Annotated in this window: 10 protein-coding genes; 8 read left to right on the forward strand and 2 right to left on the reverse strand. The window is 38.2% G+C overall.

The features are described from left to right. Window positions 1-58: 58 nt before the first annotated feature. Complete coding sequence (locus tag UNH61_RS22430) at window positions 59-1327, forward strand: hypothetical protein (RefSeq protein ID WP_326994245.1); 1269 nt, start codon at window positions 59-61, stop codon at window positions 1325-1327. Here the strand turns inward: UNH61_RS22430 and UNH61_RS22435 are convergent, their stop codons facing one another. Beyond that, complete coding sequence (locus tag UNH61_RS22435; RefSeq protein WP_326994246.1) at window positions 1328-3997, reverse strand: TonB-dependent receptor; 2670 nt, start codon at window positions 3995-3997, stop codon at window positions 1328-1330. A 1456-nt stretch (window positions 3998-5453) separates the two neighbouring features. Between UNH61_RS22435 and UNH61_RS22440 the strand changes: the two genes are divergently transcribed. The 4 genes from UNH61_RS22440 (at window position 5454) to UNH61_RS22455 (ending at window position 8317) form a co-directional block, all read left to right on the forward strand. Then, on the forward strand, window positions 5454-6422 hold the full coding sequence (locus UNH61_RS22440) for a hypothetical protein (RefSeq protein WP_339071568.1): 969 nt from the start codon (window positions 5454-5456) through the stop codon (window positions 6420-6422). Between the two features lie 17 nt (window positions 6423-6439). Then, window positions 6440-6979, forward strand: coding sequence for a redoxin family protein (locus tag UNH61_RS22445; RefSeq protein WP_326994248.1), 540 nt, complete (start codon window positions 6440-6442; stop codon window positions 6977-6979). A gap of 130 nt (window positions 6980-7109) precedes the next feature. Continuing rightward, a complete protein-coding gene (locus tag UNH61_RS22450) occupies window positions 7110-7400 on the forward strand; it encodes a hypothetical protein (RefSeq protein WP_326994249.1) in 291 nt (96 codons plus the stop codon). A 626-nt stretch (window positions 7401-8026) separates the two neighbouring features. Beyond that, the gene (locus UNH61_RS22455) at window positions 8027-8317 is read left to right on the forward strand and encodes a hypothetical protein (RefSeq protein ID WP_326994250.1); all 291 of its coding nucleotides are present in this window, start codon (window positions 8027-8029) and stop codon (window positions 8315-8317) included. A 347-nt stretch (window positions 8318-8664) separates the two neighbouring features. Here the strand turns inward: UNH61_RS22455 and UNH61_RS22460 are convergent, their stop codons facing one another. Then, window positions 8665-11355, reverse strand: a complete 2691-nt coding sequence (locus UNH61_RS22460) for a prolyl oligopeptidase family serine peptidase (RefSeq protein WP_326994251.1) — start codon at window positions 11353-11355, stop codon at window positions 8665-8667. A 297-nt stretch (window positions 11356-11652) separates the two neighbouring features. Between UNH61_RS22460 and UNH61_RS22465 the strand changes: the two genes are divergently transcribed. From UNH61_RS22465 to UNH61_RS22475, 3 genes are read left to right on the forward strand one after another with little or no spacing between them, the layout of a single operon-like run. Then, complete coding sequence (locus tag UNH61_RS22465) at window positions 11653-14991, forward strand: SusC/RagA family TonB-linked outer membrane protein (RefSeq protein WP_326994252.1); 3339 nt, start codon at window positions 11653-11655, stop codon at window positions 14989-14991. Window positions 14992-15021: 30 nt separating this feature from the next. Continuing rightward, window positions 15022-16461, forward strand: coding sequence for a RagB/SusD family nutrient uptake outer membrane protein (locus tag UNH61_RS22470; protein WP_326994253.1), 1440 nt, complete (start codon window positions 15022-15024; stop codon window positions 16459-16461). 28 nt (window positions 16462-16489) lie between these two features. After that, window positions 16490-19198: a sugar-binding domain-containing protein gene (locus tag UNH61_RS22475; protein ID WP_326994254.1), complete on the forward strand. Its 2709-nt coding sequence runs from the start codon at window positions 16490-16492 to the stop codon at window positions 19196-19198. Window positions 19199-19451 lie beyond the last annotated feature (253 nt).

Here is a 19451-nt window from a genome sequence, read left to right on the forward strand (position 1 = left end):
TTTCCCTATATTGTTCCTCATACATTCCACGTTTTTCTCAAACATATACAGATCCATCATGTCTTTACGCAACATCAGCTTCGTTCTGCTAATATTCTCCTGTTTTCATGTGAGTGCCCAGGACTTCCGCCAATCCAATACCGACGAATCCAAAGTTCCGCCATACACCTTACCGGATGTACTGAAGATGCCCAATGGCAAGCAGGTTCAGACTGCCGCAGCGTGGCAGAAAATACAGCGGCCTTACATATACCACCTTTTTGAAGAAAATGTATACGGAAAGTTTCCCAGGGTACCGGTTCGGCTTAGTTCGAAACTGGTATCAACTGATAAACACGCCCTGAATGGCAAAGCTATCCGCAAACTGGTGGATATTTACTTCAACAACGATACCTCCGCAGTGATACATTTGCTGATGTACCTGCCCCACAATGCCCGACCTGTACCGGTATTCCTGGGTATGAATTTTCACGGCAACCAGAGTGTTTACAATGATCCTGCGGTACCTGTTACCAGCAAGTATTCGATAAACGGCGCGGGGATTGTTAACGATCATGCCACAGCCGCATCCAGAGGTAGTCAGTCGCAGCAGTGGCAGGTAGATACCCTGCTGGCACATGGTTTTGGCCTGGTCACCTTCTTTTATGGCGATGTGGAGGAAGACTATCCCGAAGGATGGCAACATGGATTCAGGAGCAAGCTGGCTACCGCGTTGAAAACGGCGCCGGAAGAATGGAGCGCCATTGGCGCCTGGGCCTGGGCGCTCAGCAAAGTGATGGATTATCTGCAACAGGAGCCATTGATTAATACGAAACAGGTATGCGTGATCGGGCATTCGCGGCTGGGCAAAACGGCGCTATGGGCAGGTGCTTCAGATCCGCGGTTTGCTATAGTGTATTCCAACGAATCAGGAGAAGGAGGCGCCGCGCTGGCCAGACGTTGGTATGGGGAGACGTTGCCGCTTATCAACGACCGGTTTCCACATTGGTTTTGCGCCAAATACAAGCAGTATAATGAGCATGTGAGTGATTTACCGGTAGACCAGCATATGCTGCTGGCGATGATGGCGCCGAGGCCGTTGTATGTAGCCAGTGCGGAAGCGGATAAGTGGTCGGATCCGAGGGGAGAATTTTTGAGCGCGTGGAATGCGGGAGTGGTGTATAGGTTGTTTGGGAAGAAGGGGATTGGGAGTGAGCAGTATCCGGCTGTGCATGAGCCGGTGGGGGAATGGGTGAGGTATCATGTGAGAGCGGGGAAGCATGATGTGACGGAGTATGATTGGAGGGAGTTTTTGTGGTTTGCGGAGAGGGTTTATAAGATAAGATAGTTACTTCTTTTTTCCGAGAAAATAGGAAAACTTGACTAATATAACCCGGCCCAGAACGTTACTTCTGACATCTTCAACGAAGCCTTCACCAACAGTTCGGGTAACACTGGCGTTTTGATTCAGGAGATCGAAGCCCTGGAGGCTGAGAACACCTTGTTTTTTGCTGAAGAAGTTACGGGAGAGAGAGGCGTTGAGGATCCAGGAGTTTATATTGAACCCGGCGGCCTGGCCGGCGCTGCCGGAGTAGGACGTGTTGGTGTTCAGGGAGAGGTTGAATGGTAGTTTTAGGTTGCCATCGAAGTAGAAGCGGTAGCTGAGAAAGTTAGTGGATACAACTGATTGGTGAGGGTATACAACGTCATTATAACTTGCACTTGCAGAAATAATGAAATCAAAATTATTACCCCGTGACAAGTTATAACTTATAAACGGGGTCACCGACTTTTCTATACTAAAAAGATTTACCTCGTTGATAGAAGCTATCATTTTTCTATACGCTAAATCAGCTCCAATTCTAAGTTGATCTTTTGTTTTCTTAAACATCCAACCCTGATTAATATTAAGATTAAAAGTGTATCCACCTCTTAAATTAATGGGTTTCATAATTTGCCGGCCGGAAGAGTCAAAGTTGGAACTGTTGATAATTTGATTTCCCAAAAAATTGGCGCTACCACTAAGGAAAAAACTATGAAACAATCCCGGATCTATTGATGTATAAGTAAAACTCATGAAACTACTTTTAGCAGGGCTTAATAATGGATTTCCCACTTTTATCTGAAGTGGATCGGCGTAATCTTTAATTGGCATTAATTGAATAAGCTCAGGAATTTGCAGACCATTTCCATATTGGAAAGTAAGCTTTTTATTCTTACCAACTAAATAAGTGAAATACATAAGTGGGTAGAAATCCATGGAATTTATGGAAAAGTCCGTATTACGAAAAATATCATGGGCCAACATTTTAAATGAAAAAAAACCCGCAGACAAGGAATACATAAACTTCTCCGTGCTACCGCTCCATGTTATTTTGCCATAATCTTTCTTAATATAACCGTTCAATAGGATATTGAGACTATCCACCGACCTATCGAACAGTGCATTCTTAAAATTATAATCAAGTACAGCGCGGTCGGATCGCAAAATAGTATGTTCATGGGTAAAATCAACGCTAAGTGAGCTTTTTAGTGTGATTGGCTCAGTATAAGCTATTCCACTTAATAGTGACTGTCTATTTGTTATTCGGGTATTTTTCTGGGCAATTGTATCTATGCTTATATTATTGCCTGACATATACTGTGTGAACGATCGGTTCAACAATCTATTCATTTCTCTTCCATTAGCATAAGACAACCACAGCTCCGCTTTCCGTCCTTTTTTCTGAAAATTAACTTCATATCTTCCTGAGCCGGACCAAGTTAGCGTACTCTGTTCATTCTTATTCTCCACGTTACCATTGTTACTACTCTCCCTATTGCCAATAGACGATTGATAATTACTTAGTAAGGAGCCATTTAATCCTACATTAGAGATGTGCGACGTGATTGTCAATTTCTGAAATGAATCAACTTTGATAGCCGCTCTAATAGAAAAGTCATGATTGTATATTGTTTGCTTATTGACTGAGTTCCTTGTATAAAGTATAGCAGAATCACCAATATTCGTTCTCCTCTGACTATTCTGCCAGTTTTCACTATATACCACATTGGTTGAAAAAGCGGTGGCGAACGCCACCCTTTCACTTAATTTATCTGCATAGTTAATGCGGGTATCCCAAGTTGTCTGTAACTGAGGCCCGGAAGTACTCTTGGATTCCAAGAGGCCGTTAAAATTATTAGCTTCTCCCAGCATAAGGAGTTGTTGCTGCTCCTTAAAGCGGTTTAAATTCACTTTTGCTCCCATTTTAGTACCTAACCCAATACCGCCAGTAAGATCTCCCGAAAAAACTCCTTCCTTTTCCTTCCTTATGGTAAGATTAATAACTTTCTCCGACTTGGTATTAAGATCTTTTTTTGTATCATCATCTCCATCATTCTTATCTATAATCTGTAGCTTATCAACTAGATCTGCCTGCAGGTTCCGAAGGAAAGTTTTCGGATCTGAATTACCTAAAAGTTTCTGTCCATTAATCATTATGTTGTCAATGACTACACCGTTAAATCGTATAACACCCTCTCTATCCACATCAAACCCAGGAATTTTCTTCAATACGTCAACAATTTGGTCATTTCCCTTCTTTCTAAGTGATGCCATGCTAAATTCCAGTGTATCCCTGGTTAATCTAACTAACTTCTTAACACCGACTACCTCAAAGGTTGTCAAGTGATATTCTTTTCTTTTTATTTCTACTTTCCCAAACTTTTTAGATAATTGCTTATCCAATACAAATTGCAAAGTATAGGATTCATAACCAACAGATGAAATCTGCAGTGAATACTTTCCAGGTACCAAATTATCAAACTCAAAAAAGCCACTTTCGTCTGTCACGGCAGTGTAGGTAACCAAAGTGTCTCTCGCAGATACGCACAGAACTGTAGCCGATGGCAATGGCCGTGCGGTTCCCTGATCCACTAATTGTCCGCCTACTTTGATTGGATCTAACTTCTGCGATAGCGCCTGATCTATTTGTAGAAACAATAAAGATAGCAGCAATAAAAAAAAAAATCTCTTCATAACAGGCAGTTCGTAATCCCTGCTAAATTCTAGTTTTATCGTGCGACAGTCCCGCAGTTTTCCAATATTTAAACCGAATCATTGAAAAATATGTCCACCGATATCTGATTGCAGCCAGGAAACATACCTTTGTTACAGAAGCATTAGAAACTAATTCACCTAAAGATTTCATGATATTTACCTGAACATAAGTCATCCGGTTTAGCTATTGCCAATAAGTACTATCATAAGTAGTTTTCCTCAACAACTGTATTTTTAATACCATTTCTACACTCAATTCTATCACTAGTAAAACTCAATAATTATGAAAAAGGCAAAAATAGCACTAGTAGTAATTCTCCTTTCATCCTTGTTAGGTGCATCCTCTGCATACAAATCTGCGAGAACTCTATATCCATTCTACGCTTACGGCACAACTCTTTCAAATGGGCTACTTTATACCGGTTGCGTAAACCTCAAATGGCTGTCATATACGTCAAACCCTGACGCATCACTAATAATCACCTATTCGAGCGACTACAATACGGCAGTAAGGGATGCATCGTTATGCACCTGTAGAGTAATCCCAGTTCCCTGAAAACAACAACTGCAGTAATTAACAACAGATAAAAATATCAGAAAGTGGTGTAGGCAGGTTGCAGTAGATAGTCCTACCTTAGAGATGATTTAATAACAACGAACCGACTTTAGATTATAGAACAAAATAGAGCTCTCGTTAAATTTCTGAAACGTCGTGGTTCGCTAACAAAAAATAATCATTAAACGGTCAATCATATTATTAATGGATTCCTTAAGCCATTTATTAAAAAACACCCTACATTTATTTAAGCAACCCCACTTAAATGAAGAAAAGCCAATGGAAGAATTACCTTCAAATTCTTCGTATCTTCCTATTCACCCGATCAGTCTAAAGGATTACGTACTCAAAAATCCCACCAATAAGAGGTATTTGATAATTGGCCTAATTACAATTTTTCTACAATTTACAATCTTTAAATATTTCTACCCTTTCGCAGGTTATATAAATGGAGATTCATATGTTTACCTCGAAACGGCTTATCATAATTTCAGTGTCAATACCTATCCGGTTGGTTATTCAAATTTCCTACGGCTTATTAGCGTATTTACGAAATCTGACATAATAGTTGTTGCTATTCAATATCTATTACTACAGTTCAGCGCTCTATCTTTATTATTTACGCTATTCTACTTTTATTCGCCGGCCAAACTGACTAGAATAATTCTATTCCTATTTATAACAATTAATCCTGCTTCGTTATACCTTTCAAACTATATATCCAGCGATTGCTTTTTTCTTTCATTGAGTATCGCCTGGTTTACCTTGTTACTCTGGACAATAAGTTACCCTTCAAAAAAACTGATATTAATAACCTCCCTGCTTCTTTTCATTGCATTTACAGTAAGGTATAATGCTTTGTTTTATCCAATAATTAGTGTGATTGCATTAGTACTAAGTAGGAAAAAAATACTTTTAAGCATTGGAGGATTCGCTGTGAGTCTTATTCTAATAGGAATATTCATCATTCATACAAGTAAAACGTACTATAAGCTCAGCGGGTACAAACAATTCAGCCCTTTCACGGGTTGGCAACTAGCCAACAATGGAATGTATGCTTACAAATTCGTAGCTCCTAAAAACAGGAAACAGCCCCCCAAAAGATTGCAGGAACTTGACCAAATGGTTCGAAACTATATTGACTCCACACAGAATTTACAAAAATACCCTTATGAGAAAATAATAGCTGGCACCATTTACATGTGGTCTCCAAATTCACCTCTCTCAATATACATGAATAAGCAATTCATTAAGGATTCGACTGCCACGGCGTTAACGAAATGGTCCGCCACGGCTCCTATAATGAAAGAGTATGGGATTTTTTTAATAAAATCTTACCCTAAGGAGTTTTTAAGATACTATTTAATACCTAACGCTGTAAAATACTATGCACCGCCGGTCGAGTTTTTGGCAGCCTATAGTACCGGAGTAGATAGTGTATCTCCAATTGCAACTGCCTGGTTTGCGTACAAGAGCAACAAAATTAGTTGCCGCTTTAAAGACTTTAATGTAAACAACTTAAACTATTATCCAATATTAAGTGGCACCGTTAATGTTCTATTTATCTTTTCATTGTTAAGCTTCATCATGCTCAAAGGATATAAAGAGCAAATACAATTAACTAAAGGGCTTGGATTAGTAATTGGGCTCTGGATAGTGAACTTTTCATTTAGCGTATTTGCTTCTCCTATTGCGCTGAGGTTCCAACTCTTTCCGATACTTACCACGGCTTGCTTTTCTCTGCTGCTTCTAGAGTACCTGATTAAACTTGCCAAAAGCTCGAATCCTGCTACAAGCAATATTTTAAACACTTCAACAGAACCGCCGAATATACAGGCGATCAGTTGACAACTTCAAAATAAAAAATGAAAGGAAAAATAACAGTAGTATCAATACTTGCTATCTTATTAGCAATTCTCTTCTACGAAGGAACAATGGTATTTCAACAAAAAAAAAGCCATGCTAACTATATAAAGCCCATAGTATCAACTCATATAGGGGAACCAGTCCCTAACATAGAACTTTTATCACCAGAAAGCTCAGTAAACATCAACATAAAAAAAATCACCAATCAACTGCCAACTGTACTATTCTATTTCAGTCCTTATTGCCCCTATTGTCAGGCAGAGATAGAAGAAATAGTAAAAAACATCAAACATTTAAAGGAAATACAATTTTTTTTGATAACACCTTATTCACTTAATGAGCTAAAGATTTTTTATACAAAGAACAATTTGTCTAAATACAAAAACATCGTCGCCGGTGTGGACTATAATAGTTCTTTTCAGAAATACTTTGATGCTCAGATCGTACCATATCTTGCGATATATAAGCACGATAAGCTAAAAGGCGCATTTATCGGAAATATGCCATACAGGCAAATCGCCGAGGAGACTGAAAAATAACTTGTTGCGCAACATAAAAGTGAACTCGAACCTACGATTTCACACATGGAGAAGCTGAAAACCATTATAAAAGAGTAAGCAATTCACAAACCCTAAAGTTTAGCTTTTTGACTAAAAAGCAAAATTCACCATGAAAAAAGCAAAATTTGCATTAACAGCGATAGCTGTTCTGGCTGTAATTGGCGGTGCTATGGCATTCAAAGCTAGCAGGCAACTTAACCCCTTCTTTGCTTATGGTTCTACCAACACAACCACAGCTCCGGGCGGTCCGATAGTGCCAGTTACAGGTTGCGTACTTCCTACCCAACTGAGCTATACAACTGCTCCTGGATCAGGCCTTACAATAGCATACTCCAGTACTTTCAATTCTGCAGTTAGAAATTCAGCTCTCTGCACAGCTGAAGTAATAGCAGTTCCTTGATTAAGGTAAAATTAAAGTGCAGGTAACAAATATCTGTATTTATATAATCCTTAACAAGAGAAAAAACCGGCTTATTGGCAATCGATAAGCCGGTTGTTATGCTCTTAAGCTTAAAGTATGGGAAGATCTTTTTACAAGCATGATTATTTTAGATACTCCACGGTTATCGAATAATCCTTTCAGATTTTTAAACGGTAATTCACCAATAAGGTGGTTCCTCTTTTTTACAATGCTCTGTATCTGAAGTAATCTGTCACAACATTTCAATAGAATCATACATATTGAACTCTACAATGCAAAAAGCCCCATTGTCTGACAACGAGGTTGAATTAATTTCATCCATTTCTGCCTCTTCCAATCATTCATTCCAGGGTTCATTACATAGATATTTTGATGCTCAGATCGTACCATATTTTGTTATATAACTGCGATAAGCTAGATGGTATACCTATCGAAAATATGCGAATCAATACATTTCCGAGAAAGCTGAAAATAAATTATGTGCAACATAATGTGAACTCGTACATACGATTTCACAAATGGGGAAGCTGAAAACCATTATAAAAGAGTAAGCAATTCACAAAAATCCTAAAGTTTAGCTTTTTTACTAAAAAGCAAAATTCACCATGAAAAAAGCAAAACTTACGTTGACGGTGATAGCTATTCTTGCAATAATTGGAGCCGCCGCGGCATTCAACGCTAACAGGCAACTTAACACTTTCTATGCTTATGGCTCCACTAATACAACTACATCTCCGGGAGGCCCAATAATTCCAGTTACCGGTTGTGTAATTCCCTCTCAAATAAGCTCTACAACTTCTCCTGGATCGGGTATTACAATACCCTACTCCAGTGCTTTCAATTCAGCTGTTAGACATCCTGCTCTCTGCATAGCTGAAGTAGTGCAAACTCCCTGATTAAGGTAAAATCAAAGAGAAGGAAGTAAATACCTGTATCTTATAACCATTAACAGAAAACAACCGGCCTATTCACAGTCAATAAGCCGGTTGTAATATTTTTAAGTATATAAAGAGTTTTTTGCAGATGGTCATTAAATGTATGCTTTATATTTAGATCGCGCCTGATTATTCTTGGCATTTAACTGTTATCGAATAATTCTTTCAAATTCTTTAAAGATAATTTACAAATAAGGTAACTCATCTTTTCTCAACTAACTTTCCTTATCTATAGATAAAGTAATCTGTCACAGTATTTCAATACAATTATATACCTATAGGCTTCGAACATTCCAATGTAATAACAGTTATTGGGCTAACAATGATGTTGAATCTACCTCAAATCCGTTACTATCTCTTTTTAATTGTTCTTTCCTGCTTTGAGTCATCCAAATTGGCGCTGGAAGTCCTTTCAGGTAGTGATCAAAAAATTGTCTGATCCGAATCGACAAATCAACGGCAGATTCTCCCTGAACTCCATGGCTTCCGTCTGTATACTCTAACAACCACACCTTCTTTCTTAATCTACGCAAAGAAATAAAAAACTCAACAGCTTGAGAAAAACTACAGAGCCCATCATTTGTGGTATGCATCAAAAGGAGTGGTGTTGTAACATTTTTAACTGAAAAGATTGCGGAATTTTCAATGTATTTACTTGGATTTTTTGCTAGGCTCTCTCCGATACGCATTACTCCAAATTCGAGCAACCCTTGCGTATTAGCACTCTGATTATCCGGAATACTCCCATATGCGCTAACTAAATCCGACAAGGAAGATGCGGAATAAGCAGCAGCAAATAAGTTGCTATGAGTTACAATATAATTGGTTTCAATCCCTCCCAAGCTACATCCGCCAATTCCCATTCTACTTTTGTCTATAAATGAAAAATGAGACATATAATTTGCTGCAGACGTCACCGCTTCCAAAGCCCCGCGCATGGGGAAACCAATCTCATAGTCAATATCCGGAGTAAACACGAGATAACCATTACTAACAAACGTCGGGATATTAATTTCACAGCCGCTAGTTATTATCTCAGGTAAAATATATTCATTTAATGAATAAGATAATTTTTCATAATACTGAAAAATTATCGGGTATTTTTTATTTGGATCAAAATTTTCAGGCTTATATAATACTCCTTGACCAACGCTACCGTCGCCTCTGGTCCAGGTATGCAGTTCAGTAGTATACCAGTTATAATTCTGTTCAGGATATACATTGCTCAATTGCCTGAATTTCTTAAAATCAGAGGTATAATAATAATTAGGGCTTTCATTTGCCTTCATTCTTGTCACTAAATATTTCTCGCAACCAGTTGCACGAATTGGGTAGATTCCTTTATTTACAGTATACTTGTTGTTTATCAGTTGATAGATGTAATCTCCCATAGTTAACAAAACAGGATCTCCCAGTTCTGAAATCCTTTTTCTAAAATAACCATTCTTCTTGTCCGATAAATTTAATGCGTTTAATATAAGCGATTCGTTTTCAGAAACTACATACCTTCCCCTGCTTCGAAGCCCGAGGTAAAATACAATATCATTTTTCGATCCAAAACCGTTTGTAATATTAACCGGATGATTTAGCCCTTTCAAATCTACTCGCCATATATCAAATTTATCATATAACAAAACAAAATCATCATCATCTTGCCAAGCCGCCACTCCTCTCGGGGCTGCATTAAAATCTTCCCAGCAATAATCCGCCCAATTAGTCTTCACTCCTTCCGTAATATAATGATATTGTCTGGTAGCAATCTCATAACTTATATAACCTTTCAATTTCCTATTAAAAAAAACAACATATCTTCCCGTTCTAGACATCACCGGCAGGACAATATCTTTCAGATAACCCAGTGTCACCTCATTGCCTTTCTTCATAAATTTCAGGACATAGTATATCCTAGCAGAATCATTCCATCCTTCTTCACACACGTCCCCGTCACCGCTTCTTCTCTCAAGTAAAAGTACATCATTGTTGTAGTCCTCGCCAATTATCCGTTCTCTTTCTCCATTCACCTTTACTATAGTACTATCTTCTATATCAAGCAAATTAATATCCATCGAAAATATATCATTATGTTTTACTGGTAATTCTTTTAGCCGCTCATCGAGATAACTCCATAGATTCATAGTCGATTTTACACGTTTAAACGATGTTTCCTCTTTTCTTCGAGTATTAAAAGAAAAATATCTATTTTCATCCCCAATTGGAAACAGTGAGAAAATTTCAGCTGTATTGCCTATTCTATTGTCTCCTTCAGCAATAACCATAAATAGGCCTCGTTTTTCGTTATAGCACCAAATAGAATTCCAATTATCAGACTTATTTGAAATCAAGAGTAGAATTCTTGAGCACGTTGCATTATAATTTACTTCCTTCAGTCCGTTTCCCTTCCAAATAATTGTCTCCTTGATATCTGCCAGGTTCACTAAATCTATCATTTCACCTTTTTCTGTCGCATTATACTCGACTTTCAAAATAAGTTTTTTCTTATCCTCACTAAATTGAAATTCTTCAACACCCAAATAACTCTTATGAAGACCCGACTTAATATTTAACAGTACAACTTCATTTCTTCGGTTTCTATAAGCAATCCAGCTAGCATCTTTAGAAGCATTTAACTTAAACTCCGTAACATCTGGGATCGTGGTCTCGTGATGGCCTCCTAACTTAAGAATTACTAAAGAGTCCCCAGGTTTTAACAACACAATTGATTTACTGTCACCAGTAAAGATCCCCAATCCACAAGGAGTTACCTTTTTCTCCCACTTCCCCTCGCATTGTTTAATGACTAGTGTACATTGATGCAAAGGTTCATTGTTAACAACATAGCTCATATACATTCCATTATCAGATATAGATGCGTCACCAACGGATGCCCATTTATCATGAGACAAAGAATTAATAACCGGCTTTGTCTGCTGCCCCTGAGCGTTTATGCTCATTAACAAAACAAAAAGTAGGATTATTCTAAAAATATTACACACTTTCATTTCTAAACAGTTTGGAATTTCTTAACTCTGTATTACTAGCAGATAATTTATGTAAAACAACTGCATCTATTCCGCAATCAACCACATTTATTCTCGATCGTTGCCCCAAAATCATTATCCAGGATTATCTCCAATACGTCAAGCATTAATACAAGTCACCTTTCTAAAAAGTACCATGCAACAGATATAAAAAATCGCTGAGACCTAAAATAAATACGATCTATAGTACTGACGATACACTTAGAGTGTAGAATAATATATAACAGTCTTCTTCCTGTTTCGCATAAAATAGTTCTTATGAGAAAAAAAATAAAACCTACGACACTTATGATAAAACATATAGTAATATATATTCTAGTCAATTTACACGCATTTACACAAATCAAAGCCGAAGTAACACGACAGGCACCCAGGATTACCATTGCAGGCAATAACATGCCAATAGAAGTTATATTCAATAAAATCAAGGAGCAAACGGGATTTACTGTCATTAATAATTTATCAGAGACACAACTAGATAAAGAAAAAAAAATAACTATCAACTTCCATAATGCAGAAATATCAGAAGTCATGAAGGTACTTCTCGGCGAACAAAAAAATCTAACCTTCACATTAATAGATTCGCAAATCATTATTCATAAAAACAAACATCTCCCATCGGAATTTGCTACACCTTCAGATACAATTCCCAACGCGGAAAAACTCTATGGAAAGATAACTGACATTGATGGTATGCCCATCCCTGGCGCTTCTATTAAATTAAAAAACACCAAGTCAGGCGCTATATCAAATGTTGATGGAAGATTTGCATTATCTGGTTTTACCAGTGGATCGATGATATCCGTTACTTGCATTGGATATGAATCCAAAGAAGTAACGGTCAAAGAGAAGAATATTTTCATTCAACTGAAAAATCACACCAATCTTCTAGATGAACGGGTAATTATTGCATACGGCAGTACTACCAAGCGATTCAATACCGGAAATATCAACGGGTTAAAAGCTTCTGATATTGAAAAACAACCAGTAAGCAATCCCCTGGCTGCTTTACAAGGACGCCTCCCAGGTGTATATATTAGTCCGGCAAGTGGGTTGGCGGGATCTGGCATGACTATACGAATACAGGGTATAAATAGTTTTTATAATGGTAGTGACCCTTACTTCGTGATTGACGGAGTTCCGTATGTTTCCCAGCTTCTTCCCACAAAGAATACAATAACCGGAACATCTGGAGTTTCGGGAGTCTCCGGTAATCCTCTCAATTATATAAATCCCGCTGATATCGAAAGTATAGAAGTGCTGAAAGATGCAGATGCAACAGCAATTTATGGCTCCCGGGCTGCAAATGGGGCTGTACTTATTACAACCAAAAAAGGGAAACCTGGTCCCCTTGCAATATTCGCTCAGTTTGAGCAAGGATGGTCAAAAGTACCTCGCAAAATGAGCGTTCTTAACAACAAACAATACCTAGAAATGCGTAAAGAGGCACTTAGAAATGACGGCAAAACTCCGGGGTCTTTTGATTGGGACTTAAATGGCACCTGGGATACTACACGTAATATTGATTGGCAAAAAGAGCTAATCGGAGGAACTGCAGGATATACAAATGCCCAGGTAAATATCTCTGGAGGAAGTCCGTTAATTCAATTTCAGGCAGGTGGAGGATATCGTAAAGAAACGAATGTATTTCCGGGCTCTTATTCTGATACCAAAGGCAGCGCTCATATTTCAGTTAACAGCAACTCGGGAGACAATAAGCTAAAAGCCCAGGTTACCGGGTCATTTACATTTGATAACAATGGGCTTCCACAAGTTGATTTTACCAGCGCGGCACTCACATTATCACCGGTAGCCCCCCCCCTCTATACATCCAATGGGCTAGTCAACTGGGCACCCAATCCGACCAGATCAAGTACTTTCTTTTCAAATCCAGTTGGCAAGCTTGGAGTAAAAACCGTAAATAAAACAAGTAATCTACTAAGTAATATGATGCTTAGCTATGAATTTCTTCCCGGACTGCTCGTTAAAACCAGTCTTGGCTATAATAGCTTGTACACAACTGAAACCGCCTTAAATCCCACAAGTGCAATGCCTCCTGAGTACGCCAGGTATTTCTCTAATAGCAGCAATTTTATATTTAATCGTATCAATTCATGGATAGTCGAGCCCCAAATGGAATACAATCATCATATTCTTGATGGTAGTCTTAAGGCATTAATCGGTTATACTATCTCGCAACAAAATAGTGATCAGCAGAATATTTTCGCCGTCGGCTTCCCCAATGAGCTGGTTATGCAAAATCTTGGCGCAGCTACCAAACTAACGGGATCAAACCTTAACTCCATATACAAATACAATGCTATATATGCCCGAATTACCTACAATTGGTTAAACAAATACATTATAAATTTAACTTCCCGAAGAGATGGCAGTTCTCGTTTCGGATCTCAAAATAGTTTCCACAATTTTGGAGCTATCGGACTTGCATGGATTTTTACTGAAGAACCATTTATTCATTCCCTTATTCCTATTCTTAGCTATGGTAAACTAAGAGGAAGTTATGGTACTACAGGAAATGACCAAATAGGAGATTATAACTACATGGATACTTATGTTCCTGTTATTGTACAGGGTCCTCCCTATCAAAATTCCTTAGGTTTAACTCCCAACCAACTAACCAATCCATATCTTCAATGGGAGTCTACAAAAAAACTCCAATTTGGAATAGAGTTAGGATTTTTAAAAGATGCTATCCTGTTTACAGTAAACTACAATCAAAATAGATCCTCTAATCAATTAATGGGTTTCAACCTACCTTCAATCACCGGTTTCGGCAATATTACGAGGAATATTCCCGCTACAATCCAAAATAGCGGATGGGAGTTTACTATTACTTCCAATAATATCAAATCTAAAGCATTCTCCTGGTCAACTAATCTGAACTTAACCATTCCTAAAAGTGTCGTAGCTTCTTACAATGGAGATGACAAAAACAGAACTTTTTTTGTTGGAAAGCCATTATTGTCCAGCCTTTATCTTGACTTTGCCGGTGTGGACGAAAAAACCGGGCTATATCAATTCAGAGATGCCAAGGGTAACCTAACCAGCAATCCTTCTATTCCTGATGATTATATCATACTAAGAAACACTGACACGAAGTTCTATGGAGGGCTTCAAAACACATTCACTTATAGGAATTTTTCACTGGATATATTCCTGCAATTCACCAAGAAACCTGGCAGAGATTTCTATAGTTATGGATTCAATCCAACAAATCCAGGATTATTCAATGCCGGACTAAGTAACCAGCCAACTTACATTTTAGATAGATGGCAGCATCCTGGGGATAAAGCCGCTACTCAAGAATATACCAGCAACTACGTAAATATGTTAAACCTGTCAAACAGCACTGCTGTTCTAACCGATGCGTCTTTTATAAAACTAAAAAATATCTCTCTTTCATGGAGGTTACCTGATTCTTGGAATAAAAGAATCCACACACAAGAAATAAGAATCTTCTCCAATGCACAAAATATATTAACACTAACGAAATATAAAGGATTAGATCCCGAAATCCAATCCATGTCGCTTCCACCACTTCGAACAATTGTATTCGGATGTCGTGTGACTTTATAAACGGTAGACAATATTGTTAAAACTGATCATATGAATTTCCAAGCTATCATAAAAAAAAGGGCTCGCCTTAGTATATTTTTAATGCTAATTACATTTGCTTTTACTGATATAAACTGCAAAAAAGCAATTGATGTAAATACTCCAACCACCAGCATTGACAGTAAAAATGTTTATACCAACAATAAAACAGCAGCAGCAGTTCTTACAGGTATTTATGCAGGAATTAGCACCAATACACCCCTCTCTCAGGATTTGGTTTCCATCGGTCTTAGAACAGGTCTTTCCAGCGATGAATTGGTCCTTTATAGCGGATCAGATGATCAATCATTAAGAACGTACTATCAAAATAATTTAAGCCCATCGGAGATGGTATCTCTTTGGCAAATATTGTATAACAAACTATATGTAATCAATGCTGCAATAGAGGGTCTAAATAATTCAACAGGTCTCGATCCATCGTTAAAAAAGCAATTGCAAGGGGAAGCCAAATTTATGAGAGCATTCGTTTTGTTTTACCTGACTAATTTATATGGGGATATTCCTCTTGTAACCAGTATTGACTATACGGTCAACTATGTTCTGTCAAGAAGCTCCCAACAACAAGTATTTGTACAAATCATATCCGATCTCAAAGAATCTCAAAATCTATTATCATCCGATTACTTAGATGGAACAATACTATCCAATACTAAAGAAAGGGTAAGACCGACCAAATGGGCTGCCATCGCTTTACTAGCCAGATGCTATCTATATACGCATGATTGGGAAAATGCAGAATCTCAGGCCAATTTTGTCATAAACAATACCGCACTTTATAATTTAGAGTCCCTGGATAGAACCTTCTTGATGAATAATAGAGAAGCAATCTGGCAGCTACAACCAGTTAACCAAGGGGCGAATACTGAAGATGCAAAAACATACATTATCCCACCAGAAGGCCTGGGCTTCCTAAATCCTGTATACTTAAGTGACCACCTGCTCAATAGTTTTGAGCTTGGGGATCAACGAAAATCAAAATGGATTGATACAATTACATCCGGAGGAACGCTTTACTATTTTGTATATAAGTATAAATCTGCAGTATTCAATGCCCCCGTTACAGAATATCACACAATATTCCGATTAGCGGAACAATATCTGATTCGGGCAGAAGCGAGAGCGCAACAAAACAATATCAACGGTGCATTGGAGGATGTAAATACCATTCGAAAAAGGGCGCAGCTAAATCCACTAAATATCAGTAACAAGGATGATCTGTTAACGGCCATTTACCACGAACGACAAGTTGAGTTATTTACTGAATGGGGGCATCGGTGGTTCGATCTGAAAAGAACTCAAACAGTCAATGGAATCATGTCGAAAGTCACTCCTGAAAAGGGAGGAACATGGAGTCCTAACTGGCAGTTTTATCCAATACCGGCTAATGACATCAAAATTGATGGTAACCTAATTCAAAATCCGGGATATTAATTAAAAAAATTGAAAAGAAATAATATATATGAAGGGAAAATACGATTTAACCATTATGAAAAAAAAATCACTATTACTAGTATCCAGCTTAATGACGTTAGCCTGTTATAGCCAGACAACTGCAACAATGCACAACAGCAATATTCTCAACATTCCATTACAATCCAGGTGGGTCAAAGAGGTCAATCAGGATCATCCACTTAACAGTTACCCACGGCCTCAATTGCAACGTTCCAACTGGCAGAATCTGAATGGTCTTTGGGAATATGCAATCACAGACTCTATCGTTAACTATCCTGAAAACTACAACGGAAAAATCTCAGTTCCATTTCCGATTGAATCAGCGCTCTCGGGCGTACAAAAAACTCTGAAACCAGAAAATCGTCTATGGTATAAAACAAACTTTCTAAAACCCTCTTTAACTGTAGGTGAAAGAATTGTGCTGAATTTCGGTGCCGTAGATTGGCAGGCCACTGTTTTTATTAATGGCAAACAGGTAGGCGTACATTCCGGAGGGTATCAAAGTTTTTCATTTGACATTACCGATTATCTAAAAAACGGTGATAACGAACTTCTCGTAAAAGTATATGATCCAACTGATCAAGGCATTAATCCCCATGGCAAGCAAACACTCAGTCCTGCTAATATTTACTACACTCCGTCCAGTGGAATATGGCAAACTGTATGGCTAGAAAAAGTTCCTGAAAATCATGTCAATCTCTTGAAAGTAGTACCGGATATCGACAAAGGCACTCTTAACGTCAATCTCAATTCAGTTGGGAAAGGAGAAGCTATCATAGTTGAAGTGGAAGCACTGGAAAATGGTAAAAAAGTAAGCACTGCAAGCTCAACTCTCTATCATAATAAAAGTGAATCAATAAGTTTGCAATTAAAAATACCAAATGCCCGATTATGGTCTCCAGATGATCCATTTCTTTATGATCTGAATGTTAAGCTTATAAAAAGTGGTCATATAGTGGATAATGTAAAGAGTTATTTTGGGATGCGGAAAATAGATATACAAAAGGATAGAAATGGGTTTGACAGGATATTTCTGAACAATAAGTACACTTATAACCTTGGTACACTAGATCAGGGTTTTTGGCCAGAAGGTTTATATACCGCTCCTACCGATGAGGCACTGGCATTTGACATCAAAACTATTAAATCCCTCGGATTCAATACAATCAGAAAACATATAAAAATTGAACCAGATCGATGGTATTACTATGCAGATAAAATCGGAGTATTGGTATGGCAGGATTTTGTTAATCCACCTCATAATCTGCCTGATGGCTCTAAAGTCATATTTGAGAAAGAAGTGAAGGAAACAATGAACCAGCTATATAATCACCCGAGTATAGTAACCTGGGTACTATTTAATGAACGTTGGGGTGCTTATGATCAAGAGCGGTTAACCAAATGGGTAAAATCTCAGGATCCATCCAGACTAGTTAATGGCCATTCGGGAGAACTCTTGTACGTAAATGACCAATTAAGGTTCCCTTCAGATCACCCCTGGATTAGCAGTGATATGACAGATGTACACTCCTACCCAGATCCCCGTGATGTACCAACCCTGCCGGGAAAGGTCAAAGTCATTGGCGAATACGGAGGCATTGGCGTTCCCGTTCCAGGACACGAATGGGATGATGTGCAAGGATGGGGCTACGTGCAGGGAACTGCCAGCGAATTGAAAAATAAGTATACCCAAATGGTAGGAGAGCTCAAGAACCTCGAAACGAAAGGATTAAGTGCCTCTATCTATACCCAGCCATTTGATGTAGAAGGAGAAGAAAATGGACTACTTACTTATGACAGAGAAATCATAAAAATTCCGGTCAATGAAATACGAGCTATTAACCAACAATTGGTGCCCTATACTCCTGGCTTCTCCCTGGATCCAAGATTTAATATTGCTACAAATATCGATATAAATGATAACGATGGAAGATACCAGGAATTTCTTGGAGAATATCGGAATGGGAAGCGAGACTCTGCGTTCCTGAGACGACTAGTTTTAATCAGTTTACGCAAAAAAAATCAGGAGATGTTAACCCAAGCAGGTAACGACTATATCAGCATGCTAAAAGCTCCATTTTCAAAAAACAATCTTGAATTCATAAGTGGTATTACCATGACAAGTAAGGATAAAGGATTCGAAATGTTTCTGAAGAACCCCGATAAAGTTGATGTAGCGCTTTACACAAACGCAGCTCGAAGGAAGGTATGGACCATCATTGACAAAGAAGAAGTAGCTCCTTTTACTAAAGGCACGCCTGATTGGAACACCATTCAGCAAAGGGTTATTAATAAATTTGGAAATATAGGGGAAGAACTGGTGCTCGGAAGACGCATGTTTTACTATGGCAATGTGACTAAGGATTGGGATAACTATGGAAAATACTATAAACAATACTTTGAAAAGGCCATGACACATTCTGAATATCATATCAATAACGCAACCTGGCCCCTTTTCGAAAACGTCACAGATACCAATATCCTTAAATTCGCTGCCCAGGTCATGAAATACGATCTTGACCACTTCGATCAGGAGAACACAGAAGCATACGACACATACGCCAATCTTCTCTACAAGCTCAACCAAACCAGTGAAGCCATAAAATGGGAAGAAAAGGCCCTGGAACGCAAAAAAGGCGCACCAGATGAAAAAATATACGCCGACGTCCTCCAAAAAATGAAATCCGGCCAGCCAACCTGGCCCACCAAAAACTAATTACGCGGTACAAGCTGATGATTGGTTTACATCACTTGTGCACTCATGCAAGTCGCTGGGATTCTTCCCAGCGACGATTTTCTAAAAAACTTTCACACTCTATAGTACCCAACCTTTTTAAACGTGTATTATATATAGTAGCAAAGAATATTTCAACTTCCTATAGTACCTAACCTATTAAAAGTGTACTATATATAGTAACAAACGAATTTGATAAGCCCTGATTGATTGAGATTAATTTGTTACTATCCTA

Source organism: Chitinophaga sp. 180180018-3 (assembly GCF_037893185.1).
Classification (GTDB): domain Bacteria; phylum Bacteroidota; class Bacteroidia; order Chitinophagales; family Chitinophagaceae; genus Chitinophaga.

Coding starts and splice junctions, on each gene's coding strand:
- UNH61_RS22460 (WP_326994251.1), bottom strand. CDS start 11,355: ATGAAAGTGTGTAATATTTTTAGAATAATCCTACTTTTTGTTTTGTTA.
- UNH61_RS22455 (WP_326994250.1), top strand. CDS start 8,027: ATGAAAAAAGCAAAACTTACGTTGACGGTGATAGCTATTCTTGCAATA.
- UNH61_RS22465 (WP_326994252.1), top strand. CDS start 11,653: ATGAGAAAAAAAATAAAACCTACGACACTTATGATAAAACATATAGTA.
- UNH61_RS22435 (WP_326994246.1), bottom strand. CDS start 3,997: ATGAAGAGATTTTTTTTTTTATTGCTGCTATCTTTATTGTTTCTACAA.
- UNH61_RS22450 (WP_326994249.1), top strand. CDS start 7,110: ATGAAAAAAGCAAAATTTGCATTAACAGCGATAGCTGTTCTGGCTGTA.
- UNH61_RS22470 (WP_326994253.1), top strand. CDS start 15,022: ATGAATTTCCAAGCTATCATAAAAAAAAGGGCTCGCCTTAGTATATTT.
- UNH61_RS22445 (WP_326994248.1), top strand. CDS start 6,440: ATGAAAGGAAAAATAACAGTAGTATCAATACTTGCTATCTTATTAGCA.
- UNH61_RS22430 (WP_326994245.1), top strand. CDS start 59: ATGTCTTTACGCAACATCAGCTTCGTTCTGCTAATATTCTCCTGTTTT.
- UNH61_RS22475 (WP_326994254.1), top strand. CDS start 16,490: ATGAAGGGAAAATACGATTTAACCATTATGAAAAAAAAATCACTATTA.